Below are 14,420 nucleotides of genomic sequence, written 5' to 3' on the forward strand. Positions count from 1 at the left end.
ATTTTAAAGTATTGTAGTGCAGCGGTAGTTCAGTTGGTTAGAATACCGGCCTGTCACGCCGGGGGTCGCGGGTTCGAGCCCCGTCCGCTGCGCCATTCTCTTGATTCCCTTGTCTAGAGAATGTAGAGTATAGAGATACATTCGTTATCTTTTCTTATTAAGGGCGCTTAGCTCAGTTGGTAGAGCGTCTGCCTTACAAGCAGAATGTCGGCGGTTCGATCCCGTCAGCGCCCACCATTATTTCTTTCAGAAAATTTAATTTCCTAAATTAATTATTTCGTAAATATCTTATGCTTGCATGTAAATTTACTTACTATGTGACTAAGTATCGATTCAACTTTTCTATTTTAAAATTAAAGTCTTTATTTCATTGTTAAGTTATTCTTTTAATGATCGTTAGTTTTTAAGGTTTCACTTGGTACCTCTATATATACTCATACGTTTACGGGGGCTTTATTCTCATTAAATTACGCTATGAGTGATTAAAAATAAGAACCTAATCTGTAATTTATTAGCGTCAACGTATCTCAATTTTATATTTGCACTGATTACTCATTTCTCAAAATAAAAAAACTGCTACTTTTGAATAGCAGTTTTTTTATTACATTATTTTTTAATATTCGTTTAGAAGCCATCCACTCGCGTATGCGAAGTATTCACGTAACCATGCATTGTAGCGAGTAGCCAATGGTGTCTCGGCAGCGACTCCATAAACTTGGGTATAGCCCTGTTTTTTTGCGATTGCTATTGCTCGAGGTATATGAAAATCACTTGTTACGATAGCGATTGGCTGGTCTAAGGTAATCTGATGTTGTTCTAATAAGGGTTTACTATTTTTTAAATTAAGCTCAGTACTAGTACTCTTATCTTCAAGGATCATTTGATCTTTTGCGATATGATACTTTTGTTCAAGATAACGAGACATAACCAATGCTTCGCTTTCTTTTTCTGAAAAATCTAGACCACCTGTTAAAACAACCTGTGCTTGCTGCTGTTTTAGGGCTAAAGGGGCGGCCGTATCTAAACGTTTTGCAAGAATTGTAGATGGTTTACCATTTTCGACACCACTTCCTAAGACTATAATTGCTTTTACTAGAGGTATATTATCTGAAGTATCTTTATTTTCTTTAATAAAGCTAAAGAAATAGCCTAAGCCAATCAACCATATCCAGAAGCATAACCATCCAAAACGCCAAAGTGTGTGTAAGCGATAGTGATAAAAGAAAAAGCGTTCTAAGTGATAATAAAATAAAGAATAAAGGCAGAAAAAAGCACCTAAAATTAAAGGAATAATTGTGCCTACATTAATTTTATTGAGACAAATTAGAACTAATCCATCTAGAAATAAAATCGAACCAATGATTGCTAGGAAAATACGGATCCACTTACTGACTTGCATTGTGCTTAGAGTTGCAATTTAAATTGCAGACAGTGTATGCAAAATCAATCTGAATGCAATAAAAAACCGAGTAAAGCATTTAAGCTATTACTCGGTTTTTGTTTTTATTGATCTTTAATACACATCACGACGGTAACGGCCTTGTTGTCTTAACTCATCTACCTGTTCTTCACCTAGAATTTCAATAAGGGCTTGATCGACTCCACTTGCCATACCATCAATACTACCGCATACATAAAGAACAGCACCGCGTTCTATCCAGCTTACTAAGTCTGCTGCATTCTGACGAATTACATCTTGAACATACACGCGTTGTTCTTGATCTCTTGAAAATGCTAAATCAAGGCGTTTTAACATTCCTGTGGTTTGCCATGCTTCAATAGTTGATGCATAGAAGAAATCACATGCTCTTTGACGTTCACCGAAAATTAACCAATTTTCAGTGTAATCATGACGCGTACGGGTGTGTAATAAGCTCATTAAGCCAGCAATACCTGTTCCGTTACCAATACAAATAATAGGGCGGTTGTCATCAATTAGATGGAATGATTCATTGGTACGAATACGTAAAGCAATTTCATTCTTAACTTGCGTATGTTGAGTGAGCCAACCCGAACCTAAACCTAAATTACCAGACGCATCATATTGTTGACGAACAACTAAACGAAGGACTTGTTGAGAAGGAATACTCGCAATCGAATACTCTCGTGTTGGTAAGTTAGGAAGCTGTTCTAATAAATGGTCCAGATTAGCAAACGGTTCAATTTCTCCCGTTAAGTCTTTGTTCCAAAGTGCTTTTTCAATTGAAATCTGTAATGAATCAACTTTTGAATTTTTAACAATATGGTGGTGCTGCAAAAACTCATTAATACGTTCAGCGCTATTGCCCGGTTGTATTTCTGCAATATCACCTGCTTGCCAAATAGCCTCATGACTTGCTTTAAGTTCAATATTATAAGCAGGTTGGCCTAAGCTATTTGGGTTGAGTAAGTCACGTTGCTGCAATATCCATGTATCAAAGACTTTTTCTAAATTTACAGCATGCAAATCTAATTTAGTTGCTTTCGCGAGAGATTGATTCCAGTTTTGGATATCCGATAGGTTTGCATTATCAACTTCAATTGTATTGAAGAGGGCATGAGCACCATTCGCTTTGAGCCAAGCGTCCACCGCATGACCAAAACTACAATAAGTGTCTGGATATTCTTTAGAACCTAGAGCCAAAACAGCATAGTTGATGTGCTTAAGATCTAAATTTGATTTTAAAAGTTTCTTAGCAAAGCTTGTGGCGAGATCAGGAGCATCACCAGTACCATAAGTACTGATTACAAATAGAACTTGCTCATGCTGCTCTAAATCAGCTTGTGTTAGCTGCTGTACAGGTTTTACCTGAACAGGTTGATGAGCCTCCTGTAAACTTGTTGCCGTACTCCAAGCGAGTTGTTCGGCTACACCAGTCTGAGTTGCATAGGTAATAAGCCAAGATTTTGCATTTGGATCAATGTATTGTCCCGCTAAAGACTGGCGAGCCGCCTGTGTTAATTTTTTCTGTTTACGGCGTTTAAGATAAAGCATCCATCCTGTAACCAAGAACAAAGGCATTGCTAGAGAAGCAAGCATCGCAACAAATTGATAAATTGGTCCAAAGAAGCTACCGCGGTGTACAGGTAACATACTGCTCATAATCTTCTGATTAAGCTTTTTATCTTTGTAAAGCTCCATCTTTTCGATGTTGCCAGTTTGATAATTATAGGTGGCTTGGTTACGTGCACGTTCATGTTGTGGGGTAGCATCAACAAAGCTTAACTCAATTTTTCCATCATCTTTTTTCGGTAAGTTCAATGTTAGTGTCGAATAATCACGTCCGACCTGACTATTGAAACCGCTCCACGTTTGATTGAGTGCTGTAATAAGCTGAGTATTATCTAATTGTGGTTGATCATTATTGCGGCCAGTTTGTTTGCCTTGTTGCATTCCACGATTTTGAGGAGTAGCGCCATGACCTTGTGACTTAGGTTGCTCAACGCCCATCACTTTGAACATGCCACTACGCCACCAATCATAAGACCAATATAGACCTGTACATGCGAAAAGAAGATAAAAAACAATAACCCATGTGCCGACAACAGCATGTAGATCCCAAATAAAATTTCGGCCTTTAAGTTTCGGTTTTACCGCAAGCCATTGACGAGCAGAATGTTTTTTGGGCCAACGTAAATACAATCCACTGAGTACAAAGTAAATTAACATGAGTGCACAAGCACCAGTAATTTGTTTACCAACTTCACCAGCGGTTAAATTACGATGAATTTGTTGTATGAGTAATAACAACTTTCGGCCTTTAACATCTGGAAGAACTTCAGCGTTATAAGGGTTCACCATCATATTGTAGCCACGGCGTTCACCTTCTTTTTCAATATTTACAATAGAAGAAGAGGTGGGGTCCTTGGCAATTGTAATGCTATTAATTTTGATTTCAGGCTGAGTTGTATTGAAATGCTGATAAAGCTGAGCAGGAGTTAGTTTTGGACTATTTTCAGCTTGAACAACATAACTATCAGAATTCACCCATTTTAAAATTTGTTGGTCATAAGAATAAATTGCCCCTGTAACACCCATAATGGATAAGATGAGGCCAGCAGTAATACCCAGAAACCAATGAATTTGAAATAAAATTTTTTTAAACATGGTCGAAAATGTAAATATGATGGAGATCTTGTAACGAAGTATAGCCGAAGATTGGGGAGATAATATGGATTTTGGAGATAATATTAATTTTCATTATCATTTATTTTTAGCTTATTAAAAAACCTCCCTGAGGAGGCTTTTTATGGAATAGAGAATTACAAGGTTTTTGGCTCGCCAACAGATTCTTTTAAGTGCGTGCGAATGGTGTTGAACGAGAAGTTCTTAGAATCCATGCGCTTAGGTAGAATATAAGCACCTTGTTGTTCTTGACCTTTTGGATCTTTTACTTTGAAATTGACCAAAATAAAATCAGGTGTATTGTACCATTCGTAGATATTTTTCCATCCAATAGTACCAACGCCTTCTTGTAGACCCATTTGTTGACGCATCACAATACCGTGAGGCTGCACACCTAAACGAATCCCTTTGATTTCCTGTACCGGAAACTCATTCATTTTGCGTTTAACGTACCATTCTAATCCGTATTTACGACCTAGGTAATAAAGTACTACAGCGACAATAGCAACCCAGCAAAAAACAGTAGAGTAGTTCTTAATAAAAATAAGACCTAATATAGCTAGGGCTAAAACGACACCCATAATTGCCCAAATTTTTGTGCTGATTTTATTGGTGCTGCGCCAGATAAGAAGCTGTGCATTACGTTGTTCAGCTTCTGACACATCATATGGAACAGGCTGAAGCGTATAAGCGTATAAAGTTTTCGCGGTCATAGTGCAAATAACAAATTGTAAACTGTTTTAAGTTTAGCATTAATTGGCATAAGTCAGGAAAGGATATTATGCCAATTTCATACTAATTTCCGACTCAAATTTATAACGATGCGAGCTCACTAGCATCATTATCAAGATCATGACTTAGCCGTTGTTTTAACATACTAAATCGGTTCAATACTCCAAGCATGAGCGAGAGCTGCTGTAAAATAATGAGTGATTTTTGGTCTTCCTCATTATTTTGACTTAAACGTTGGCGTATCGTTTGGAGCATATTTTGTGCTGTAAGATCAGGCATCTCATCTCTTAATAAAGCACCTTCAATGTCATCTAGTGCTTGGTCTAAAAGTTTAAGAACAGCTTGATCTTGGATGTTTTCTCGATGTGCCCCAAGTGCTGCGATATAACTTAAAAATGTATGGTTTAAACATAAAAATTCAAAGATATCAGATTTACGGGTAGGGTCAAAGTCTGGCTCGGTCGCTAAAGTTGAAATAAGCGAAGCAACCTCGGCATCAGTATTATGAGCAGCACGTCTTACAATACGGTAATTCAGCGCATGATTACGGCCTTCATGATATTGTTTAATGACTTCAGCTAAATATTTACATTGAGCTTGTAATGAACGTCTGATGTTACGAGGTAAACGTCGGAATTTCCAGTCAGGCCAAATAAATGTCACGCCAAACCAAGCTAGCGCACATCCGATTAAAGTATCTACAAATCGAGGAATGGCAGCAGCCATCGCTGAACCGTCTAGATTAAAGTTAATTAATGCAAGAATAGTGATAAAGGCTGTTGCCTGTGCATATTGCTTACTACGTAACTCAAAAAATAGGACTCCACTTAATATCAACATGAATAGTTGTCCTTCGGTCGAAGGAATTAAGAAGATAATTGCAAGTCCAACAACAATACCAATTAAAGTTCCGACAATTCGTAAGCGTAAGCGACGTTTGGTTGCGTTGAAGTTGGGTTGGCTTACAAACAGAGCCGTAAGCATAATCCAATAGCCATACTCAATACGAGTCATTTGGATAAAGACATAACCAATGAAAAGTACAATCGAAACACGAATTGCATGGCGGAAGAGTACAGATTCGGGAGTTAAATTCTGTTTTATTCGGATGATAATATCATTCCATCCTTGTAAATCATCATCTTTCAGCTGATTTTCGGCTTGTTTTACTTTATCAGATTGAATGTGTTGTTCAGTTTCCAAGTTGAGCAACTGAGAATCGATAGACTTTAAATTTTGATATAAAGCGAAAAGAGCATTTACCCATAAAAGGTCATAATGCTGATCACGTCTTAGCTTCTCTAAAGATAATCTTAGATTTTCAAAACTCTGTTTAAAGCGTTTATTATGATTGTAAGGTTTACGTTGTAAAATACATTCATTTAGCTCTTGGCAAGCTTTACCTTGAACTGCCAAAATTCGTTGAAATCTAAATAAAATATCGCTGTGCTGAAAAATTTTGGCTAGTTTTTGATAGTCGATATGGGCTGAGTCAGCACGCTCATGAATATCTTGAGCAACAAAATAATAATGTAGGCTTCGGCGTGTATCTTTTTGTCCACGGTCACCTTTTAAACGAGTCAATAACGCTGTTTTTAAATCATTAAAAATCGTAATTAATTTACCATTTTCTAATGACAGCTCAATCATACTTTGCTGATAGCTGGCAGGCGTCATATCAACATCAAACAAATTTGACTTTGCGAATAAAAAGTCGCCTAGAGATGCATAAGACGCTGCGAGTTTGTCTTGCAGTTGGCGAACCGGAAACAGTAAAAAGCTAATAGTGGCAATCAGGCCATACCATGCAGCACCTGCGACTAAAAGGGCCGGTTGAATATACCAATGATCAAAAAGGTGAACACCCAACATGGTATAGACCGAAACAACCAAACAGCCATAAGAAATAGTGGCATAACGACGTCCCAGCGAACCTAATAAAATCCAGCCAATACATGAAGCAATCAACCCTAAGGCAAAAGCCATTGGGTAGGGGAAAAGTAGTTGTACGGATGCTGCGGTAACGAAGAAACCAATATAAGTATAAATCAGGTTCATGATTCGCACGGAAAAGCGATCATCAATATCACTTAAACCTGCTGCGACCACACCTAAAGTAAGGGGAATGGTTGCTAATTGATAGCCCAAAAAATAAGGCACGAAAGCAGTTCCTGAAAAGGCTATCAGCATTCGCACGTTATACATAAATGTTGTGTTATAAGTCGCTCTTTTTAGGCGTTTTAACCAAGATTTCAAAGGAAGTCCTTGCTGATCAACCTGAGTGATAAAGGATTTGCGTATTTCTACACCAATGTTGCACAAATCATACGATAGACAGTGTAAGCTTGTCTGTATGCAAATGATTGAAAAATGAAATATCGTTATGTCTGAACAAACAGCCCAGCGTCAATACTCTATTGGCTGGATTATGTTGCTCGCTTTGCTCACGGCGTTAGGGCCGTTATCCATTGATATGTACTTACCTGCATTGCCACAAATGGCTCATGATTTTGGGGTAAGTACACAAATGGTGGCAAATACACTACCAGCTTATTTTTTTGGTTTAGCCATTGGACAACTGGTATATGGTCCTCTAAGTGATCGTATTGGTAGAAAAAAACCACTTTACTTTGGCCTCGCACTTTATGCAGTCGCAAGCTTATTTTGTGTAATGGCTACTAGTGAATGGAGCTTGATTGCCGCTCGTATTTTGCAAGCATTAGGCGGTTGTGTGGGTGTAGTCATGGCTCGTGCGGCAATACGCGATAAACTGGATGTTCAAGGCTCGGCCCAAGCTTTCTCAAGCATGATGATTGTCATGGGACTTGCACCAATTTTGGCCCCAATGATCGGAGCATGGATTTTAATTTGGTTTCCTTGGCAGGCTATCTTTATCGCGCTTTCAATTGTGGGCGCAATCTGTTGGTTATGCGTACATTTCTTTTTTAAAGAAACTTTGGCAAATGATAAAAGGCTTAAGCTATCGCTCTATCAAGTGGTGACCTTATATGGAGCTATTTTTAAAGATGCAAGTTTCCGCCTAGCTATGTTTGCAGGGTGTTTAACAGGGGCTGCGTTATTTTGTTATATCAGCTCAGCGCCTGCGGTTTTTATGGATCAGTACGGACTTAATCAGCAAGAGTTTGCTTACGTATTTGGACTAAATGCTTTTGGCATTATGTTAATGTCCTCTTTAAATAAGCACCTAACAACACGTGTTGAGATCACTAAACGGTTAAAGGCAGGTTCATTTGTGCAAGTGACTGGAGCCATCATTGTCTTTATTGCTGGTTTAGTTCCTGCGGCACCTTTATGGCTGGTTATGTTAGGGTTATTTTTAGCTATTTCAGGCATTGGTTTAACAGGACCAAATGCGATGGCGTTGGCAATGTCCAAACAAGGTGCTCGTGCAGGAACAGCGAGTGCAATTATGGGAAGTATGCAATTCGCTTGTGGCCTTTTAGGTGGAGTGCTTCTTAACTTTTTGATTTGGTCTGCATCACTCAATATGGGCGTGATGATGGTGTTATTTACACTGAGCGGTTTTATTGTCGTATTAAAAGCGACAAAACAGGTAAAAACTAAGCCATTCTCATAAATTTTTAGAGAATGGCCACTTATATATTATTCGTCTAGAAAAACTGCGAAATTTTCAACAGGCTCTCGAGGTGTAATAAAGGTATTTACAATATGCTGAGGGTCAGCATGACCTAATGCAATTGCACATACTAATTCTTCCTCACCTGATGCACCCAAGATATCTAAAACAATAGGATGAAAATGGTTCCAAGCTGCTTGCGGGCATGTATCTAGACCACGTGCCTTGGCAGCGACCATCACATTTTGGATCATCATTGCAATATCCATTTTAGATCCGATTCCCATGGTTTTATTTACGGTAAAGAAAAGACCGACTGGTGCATCAAACAGTTTAAAATTACGTAACTGCTGTTCAGCCATTTTTTCTTTTTCACCCTTTTGGATTTTGAGTAAACCATAAAGCCCCCAACCATTCTCGCGGCGGCGATCAATAAAAGGGGATATCCATTTTTCAGGATAATAGGCAAAAGTTTCTTTATATTGTTCTGCAAGTTGCGGGTTTTTTGAAACTTCAATTTGTGCAGCACAGACACGTTCAACAATTTCATCACGTTTTTTGCCTGTTACCACATAGACTTTCCACGGTTGAGTATTGGTTCCAGAAGGTGCCCGACTTGCGACTTTTAATATATCTTTAATCACTTCTGGTTCAATGGGAGTATTTAAAAAAGCGCGGACAGAATGTCGAGAAGTGATAGCCTCATCAACGAGACGAACTTGTTCCAAATTCATGAGTACTCCTATATCTTTTCTTAACTACTTCATGCTTTTTTGAAGTCTAATCTAATGCTTTGAAAGTACTTCATTTATAAGAAAAAAGTATTAGAAAGAGATATCCTTACAGATGTGATAATTTAATTAGTTTGGACATAATGTCTGGTTAATTATAATGCGGAAATGCCACTTTAGATTTAAATTAGACAAAAAAGCATCGTCTTATTGGCTATAAAAAGTAAATCCATAACACCAAATGGATTAAAAAATATTCAATTGAAAAAAAGGTATAATATGTTTAAAAACAGAGCGGAATAGATTTCTTTGAATAAAAAACAATCATAAATTACATAAAATTTTAATGAAAAATATACACAAAATTTTAAATTTCTGCATAATACCGACTTTTTTACGCAGGTATGATTTCTCCATACTCAGGTTAGGAAAGAAATGGCTGCATACGAAATCCCTTTACAAAAAGGATTTTGGTGTAGAAATGGAGAAATACACGAGGAATAAGGAGCTTTAAATGAGTCTACCACTCATCAACAAGCAGTTCATGAAACAAGGATTGGCGATTACCATTGCAACCATGAAAATGAACATGACTCACGCAACTACTGGGCTACAAGAAAAACAACAGCTTAGTACAGATCTAAACGCACTCTTCTTCAATCAAAGGGAAAGGGCCGCAGATAGTCACATTATGGCGATGGCTTGCTACAGTCTTTGAAATTTATATCCAGTTTAGACATTCGCTCTCAAGTATATGTAAATATGCTTATTGGCTTAAATCCAGATTTTGTATAACTCGATTAATTGATGGGAATCATTAGACGAGATTATTTAGCGGTGGTCATTTGTTAGTTTCCAAGTTTGTAGCTGAGTCGATCCATACTACTTTTCCGAAAAGGGAAATGTTCAGTAGTGCGATGATATTATTTTTTTTGAAGGTCGCTTTCTCTCATGCAACTTTCAAAGGCTTAGTGTTGGGCATGATGTTGCTTAAACTTGTGACGATAATTGCTATTCAATTGACATTAAAAGTTTTTTCTTAAATGTACTGAAGGAGTCCCAATTTTTAGGGGCTTTTTTGTTTATTGCAGTATTTTGGCTTGTGCTAATAGCACATTAGCAAGAACGTAAGCGGACCGAGTATGAATGAACAACTCAATGCCACACTGATGTCGTGGGTACAATTTTTTAATGATCCTTTATGGGATTTTCTGGTTATTTTCTTGCTGGCTGTCGGTATTTTTTATACGGTCTTAACAGGGGCAGTGCAAATTCGCATGTTCTTGCAAAGTATTCGTGTTATGAAAAGTAGCCGTACAGAAGGCGCAGATGAGCATGGCCTTACGCCTTTCCAGGCGTTTGTAACTGGCCTTGCGAGCCGTGTTGGGGTAGGTAACATTGCCGGTGTGGCAATCGCGATTGCAATTGGTGGTCCTGGTGCGGTGTTCTGGATGTGGGTAACTGCTGTACTCGGTATGAGTTCTGCTTTTATTGAATCTACACTTGCTCAGCTCTTTAAAGTTAGAGATAGCAAGACTAAGCAATTTCGCGGTGGACCAGCTTACTATATTACTCAAGGTTTACGCAGTAAAACCTTTGGTGTGGTTTTCGCACTAGCACTCATCTTTACTTATGGTTTCGTATTCAACTCGGTACAAATTAATGCGATTGCTAATGCTTCTTCACATGCTTGGGGTTGGGACAAAGCCAACCTTATTGCACATTTAGGTAGCGTTGACTTTGAAATCTCTTGGGTTGGTCTTGCTCTTGTAGTTATGGTTGCATTGGCAATTTTTGGTGGTATTAAACGTATTGCTAAATTTGCAGAGATGTTTGTACCTTTAAAAGCAGGTCTTTACCTAGCCGTTGCTCTCTATATCGCATTAAGCAACTATGCAATTTTGCCTGATATTTTAAAGCTGATTGTGACTGAAGCTTTCCATTTCAATGCTGCAGCAGGTGGTTTCTTTGGTGCTGCTGTGTCAATGGCAATGATGCAAGGGATTAAGCGTGGCTTATTCTCTAACGAAGCAGGTATGGGTTCAGCACCAAACGCAGCAGCTGCGTCTGATGTAAAGCATCCTGTAAACCAAGGTTTGGTTCAAATGCTTGGTGTATTCGTAGATACGTTCATTGTGTGTACAAGTACCGCAATCATCATTTTAGTTTCTGGCGTTTATCAAGATGCAGGTTTTGTTGGTGTTGAATTAACTCAACGTGCATTAGAAACTCAAGTTGGACACTGGGGTTCAGACTTCCTTGCTGTTCTATTATTCTTGTTCTGTTATTCAGCTGTACTAGGTAACTATGCCTATGCTGAAAGTAACGTACAGTTTATTAATAACAACCCGAAAGTCATGTTCATCTTCCGTATTTTCGTATTGGTGATGGTGTACTTCGGTGCAATCGGTAGTGTTCCACTTGTTTGGTCAATGGCTGATTTGTTTATGGGTATCATGGCAACCATTAACTTGATTGCAATTTTACTATTAACGCCAATGGCACGTACTTTGTTAAAAGATTACCGCGAGCAATTGAAACGAGGCATTAAAGAGCCAAAGTTTAAAATTGATAAATATCCAGAATTGAAGAAAAAAGTCGATTCAGATATCTGGTAAGTTTCAAAAGGCCTCTTATACATAAGAGGCCTTTTTCATATGGAGGGTAAATAAAATACTTGAGTCTAAATTTTAAACATGACAAATTAAATAAATTCACTACAGCTTTTCACGAAAGTAGTCACTAAAATTGCAATCCGAACTTAAACCTCATAGTGCGAAGATGGGCCATGAAACAGCTTAAATTGTGGGTTCTCGGACTCTCTTTGGTGTTGGCGGGATGCCAGACCACCACACACTTGTCTGCTGCTTTAAAACCACAAACGACAGAAGCTTATGCTCGTCCTGTCGATCAGCCATTTGCACGAATTAAAAAAATGCAAAAACGCCCTGTTGTCGCGCTTGTATTGGGGAGCGGTGGAGCCCGTGGTTACGCTCATATCGGAGTTATTGAAGTTTTAGAACAACACGGTATTCGACCAGATTTTATTGTAGGTACCAGTGCGGGAAGTATCGTTGGAGCAATTTATGCAAGTGGTAAAACACCTGCTGAACTGCGTGATACTGCTTTAAAAATGAAAGCTGGTGATGTCCGTGACATTAGTATTGGTCTAAAAGGTTTTTTTGATGGCAAAAAAGTAGAGAACTACGTTAACGAGCAGGTAAACAATATGCCACTCGAAAAAATGAAAATCCCTATGTATGTGGTTGCAACCGAATTAAAGCATGGTACCAAAACCGTATTTAACTACGGCAACACTGGGCAAGCCGTAAGAGCCTCTGCTTCTATTCCGAGTATGTTTGTGCCGACTAAAATTGGTAAATCTGAATATGTCGATGGTGGGTTGGTGAGTCCTGTGCCGGTTGAAGTTGCACGAGATTTAGGTGCGGATGTTATTATTGCCGTTGATATTCTAGCTCAACCCATTTACACAGAAACATCGAATGTCTGGGGGCTATTTAACCAGAATATTAATATTATGCAAGGACGTCTGGCGGCGGAAGAGTTGCAATATGCGGACGTAGTTATTCAGCCAGATTTAAGAGAAAAAGCACATATTTTTGATGTCAAAGGCCGTGAAGCCACTATGAAATCTGGTATAGACGCAGCCAATGCTAAGCTTTCCGATATTCAGTTTGCTATTGATGAAAAAATAGCTGAACAAAATATGTCTACGGAAGGACTGAGTGCCCAAACCCAATAAATAAACGTTAATATTCTGAAAATTAAATAAAAGCCTAAAAAGGGCTTTTTTTATGGAAGTTTAAAACTTCAATTTTTGGAATAAAATTTTTTGTATATTAGAGACATGTTGGATATGCTGAAAATACTAATGGCCGATATCAAATATTGTTGCCATTTTTAAAAAATAATTGATTTGTAGTGTATTGAGGCTGACTGGATAAATGATACAGCAACAGGTTAAAAATGGGTTTCCAACATTAGATGATGTTCATGCTGCCGCAGAGCGTTTGGAAGGTTTAGTTGTAAAAACTCCCTTTGTTTTCTCAGAAACCATTTCTAAAACCTTAGGGGCTGAGATGTGGCTGAAATTTGAAAACTTACAATTTACAGCCTCGTTTAAAGAGCGGGGTGCTCTCAACAAACTATTATGTTTATCTGAGCAAGAAAAGCAGCATGGTGTTATTGCTGCTTCGGCAGGTAACCATGCACAAGGTGTTGCATATCATGCTCAGCGTACAGGGGTGACGGCAACTATTGTAATGCCGAAATCTACGCCTAATGTAAAAGTACAGCGAGTGCGTGAATATGGCGCACGAGTTATTTTGCATGGTCAAGATTTTTCAGAGGCAGCGGCTGAAATGCATCGTGTTGCACAAGAAGAATCTTTAACAATTATCCACCCATTTGATGATGCTGAAATTATTGCTGGTCAAGGAACCATTGCGCTTGAAATGCTTGCCGCTGTACCTGATCTGGACATTTTAGTTGTGCCAATTGGTGGCGGTGGCTTAATTTCTGGTATTGCAATTGCTGCTAAAGCGATCAACCCGAAAATTAAAATTATTGGGGTGCAATCAGTCGTATACCCAAGTATGGCAAAATTACTGTGCAATTATCAGCATGCAGTTTCAATGGGTTCGACAGTTGCTGAAGGTATTGCGGTAAAAACGCCGGGTGAGCTTACGACCCAAGTTGCTAAAGAATATGTTGATGACATTGTCGTTGTCACTGAAGATATGATTGAAGAAGCGATTGCGCTATTACTCAATATTGAAAAAACCGTGTGTGAAGGGGCAGGCGCGACAGGTATTGCTGCCATTATGTCTCGCCCCGATCTGTTTTTAGGTCATAAATTGGGCGTGGTGTTGTCTGGTGGCAATATTGATACACGCGTTATGGTCTCTGTATTACAACGTCATTTAACTCGTACAGGGCGTATGGTTCGCATACGTGTTGAATTACCAGACAATCCAGGTGCATTAGCGCGTTTAACGGCCATTATTGCTGAGCAGGGCGGTAATATTTATGAGCTGCGTCATGAACGCTTTGCGGCAACAAGTCGTGCTAAAGAAAGTGCCGTGAGCGTCGATGTCGAATTAAAAAGCGCCTCTGACCTAGATTTGCTCATTCAAGCAATGCAATTGGAAGGCTATATTGTTCGTAAAGAAGAGATTTAATCTCTGATATCACTGTGTTATAAAAGCTGTATATGGCTCTATCGAGAGTCATA

11 protein-coding genes and 2 tRNA genes are annotated in these 14,420 nt (G+C 38.6%); 8 read left to right on the top strand and 5 right to left on the bottom strand.

Annotated elements, in window-relative coordinates:
• Window positions 1–18: 18 nt before the first annotated feature.
• Both F931_RS21275 and F931_RS21280 read left to right on the top strand, forming a co-directional pair.
• Window positions 19–95, top strand: a tRNA-Asp gene (locus F931_RS21275).
• A gap of 66 nt (window positions 96–161) precedes the next feature.
• Window positions 162–237: transfer RNA gene (locus F931_RS21280), tRNA-Val, on the top strand.
• 376 nt (window positions 238–613) lie between these two features.
• Here F931_RS21280 and sanA read toward each other — a convergent pair.
• The 4 genes from sanA to yccS all read right to left on the bottom strand — a co-directional run bounded on the left by sanA (window position 614) and on the right by yccS (window position 7,093).
• On the bottom strand, window positions 614–1,399 hold the full coding sequence (sanA, locus tag F931_RS21285; RefSeq protein ID WP_016143138.1) for a YdcF family protein: 786 nt from the start codon (window positions 1,397–1,399) through the stop codon (window positions 614–616).
• A 114-nt stretch (window positions 1,400–1,513) separates the two neighbouring features.
• A complete protein-coding gene (gene cysJ, locus F931_RS21290; RefSeq protein WP_016143139.1) occupies window positions 1,514–4,087 on the bottom strand; it encodes a PepSY domain-containing protein in 2,574 nt (857 codons plus the stop codon).
• Window positions 4,088–4,242: 155 nt separating this feature from the next.
• Window positions 4,243–4,818 carry an SdpI family protein gene (locus tag F931_RS21295; RefSeq protein WP_002116136.1) on the bottom strand — a complete coding sequence of 192 codons (576 nt, stop codon included), beginning with the start codon at window positions 4,816–4,818 and terminating at the stop codon, window positions 4,243–4,245.
• A gap of 100 nt (window positions 4,819–4,918) precedes the next feature.
• Window positions 4,919–7,093: a YccS family putative transporter gene (gene yccS / locus F931_RS21300; protein WP_025470459.1), complete on the bottom strand. Its 2,175-nt coding sequence runs from the start codon at window positions 7,091–7,093 to the stop codon at window positions 4,919–4,921.
• 127 nt (window positions 7,094–7,220) lie between these two features.
• On the opposite strand from yccS, the gene F931_RS21305 reads away from it, so the two are divergent.
• Window positions 7,221–8,435, top strand: coding sequence for a multidrug effflux MFS transporter (locus F931_RS21305; protein ID WP_016143141.1), 1,215 nt, complete (start codon window positions 7,221–7,223; stop codon window positions 8,433–8,435).
• Between the two features lie 26 nt (window positions 8,436–8,461).
• Here the strand turns inward: F931_RS21305 and F931_RS21310 are convergent, their stop codons facing one another.
• Window positions 8,462–9,169, bottom strand: coding sequence for a nitroreductase (locus F931_RS21310; protein ID WP_016143142.1), 708 nt, complete (start codon window positions 9,167–9,169; stop codon window positions 8,462–8,464).
• Between the two features lie 511 nt (window positions 9,170–9,680).
• Between F931_RS21310 and F931_RS21315 the strand changes: the two genes are divergently transcribed.
• From F931_RS21315 to tdcB, 5 genes are all read left to right on the top strand, one after another.
• Entirely contained in the window at window positions 9,681–9,884 is a 204-nt protein-coding gene (locus tag F931_RS21315; protein ID WP_016143143.1) for a hypothetical protein, read from the top strand.
• 184 nt (window positions 9,885–10,068) lie between these two features.
• Complete coding sequence (locus F931_RS22330; RefSeq protein WP_080649560.1) at window positions 10,069–10,209, top strand: hypothetical protein; 141 nt, start codon at window positions 10,069–10,071, stop codon at window positions 10,207–10,209.
• Window positions 10,210–10,308: 99 nt separating this feature from the next.
• Window positions 10,309–11,784, top strand: coding sequence for an alanine/glycine:cation symporter family protein (locus tag F931_RS21320; RefSeq protein WP_016143144.1), 1,476 nt, complete (start codon window positions 10,309–10,311; stop codon window positions 11,782–11,784).
• A gap of 170 nt (window positions 11,785–11,954) precedes the next feature.
• Complete coding sequence (locus F931_RS21325) at window positions 11,955–12,929, top strand: patatin-like phospholipase family protein (protein ID WP_016143145.1); 975 nt, start codon at window positions 11,955–11,957, stop codon at window positions 12,927–12,929.
• A gap of 202 nt (window positions 12,930–13,131) precedes the next feature.
• On the top strand, window positions 13,132–14,367 hold the full coding sequence (gene tdcB, locus F931_RS21330) for a threonine ammonia-lyase (RefSeq protein ID WP_005064397.1): 1,236 nt from the start codon (window positions 13,132–13,134) through the stop codon (window positions 14,365–14,367).
• Window positions 14,368–14,420 lie beyond the last annotated feature (53 nt).

The organism is Acinetobacter pittii ANC 4050, assembly GCF_000399685.1.
GTDB classification, from domain to species: Bacteria; Pseudomonadota; Gammaproteobacteria; order Pseudomonadales; family Moraxellaceae; genus Acinetobacter; species Acinetobacter pittii_E.

What these genes read in the sequence shown, in the direction of transcription:
- sanA (WP_016143138.1), bottom strand. Translation starts at nt 1,399, where the DNA reads ATGCAAGTCAGTAAGTGGATCCGTATTTTCCTAGCAATCATTGGTTCG.
- cysJ (WP_016143139.1), bottom strand. Translation starts at nt 4,087, where the DNA reads ATGTTTAAAAAAATTTTATTTCAAATTCATTGGTTTCTGGGTATTACT.
- F931_RS21295 (WP_002116136.1), bottom strand. Translation starts at nt 4,818, where the DNA reads ATGACCGCGAAAACTTTATACGCTTATACGCTTCAGCCTGTTCCATAT.
- F931_RS21305 (WP_016143141.1), top strand. Translation starts at nt 7,221, where the DNA reads ATGTCTGAACAAACAGCCCAGCGTCAATACTCTATTGGCTGGATTATG.
- F931_RS21310 (WP_016143142.1), bottom strand. Translation starts at nt 9,169, where the DNA reads ATGAATTTGGAACAAGTTCGTCTCGTTGATGAGGCTATCACTTCTCGA.
- F931_RS21315 (WP_016143143.1), top strand. Translation starts at nt 9,681, where the DNA reads ATGAGTCTACCACTCATCAACAAGCAGTTCATGAAACAAGGATTGGCG.
- F931_RS22330 (WP_080649560.1), top strand. Translation starts at nt 10,069, where the DNA reads ATGTTCAGTAGTGCGATGATATTATTTTTTTTGAAGGTCGCTTTCTCT.
- F931_RS21320 (WP_016143144.1), top strand. Translation starts at nt 10,309, where the DNA reads ATGAATGAACAACTCAATGCCACACTGATGTCGTGGGTACAATTTTTT.
- F931_RS21325 (WP_016143145.1), top strand. Translation starts at nt 11,955, where the DNA reads ATGAAACAGCTTAAATTGTGGGTTCTCGGACTCTCTTTGGTGTTGGCG.
- tdcB (WP_005064397.1), top strand. Translation starts at nt 13,132, where the DNA reads ATGATACAGCAACAGGTTAAAAATGGGTTTCCAACATTAGATGATGTT.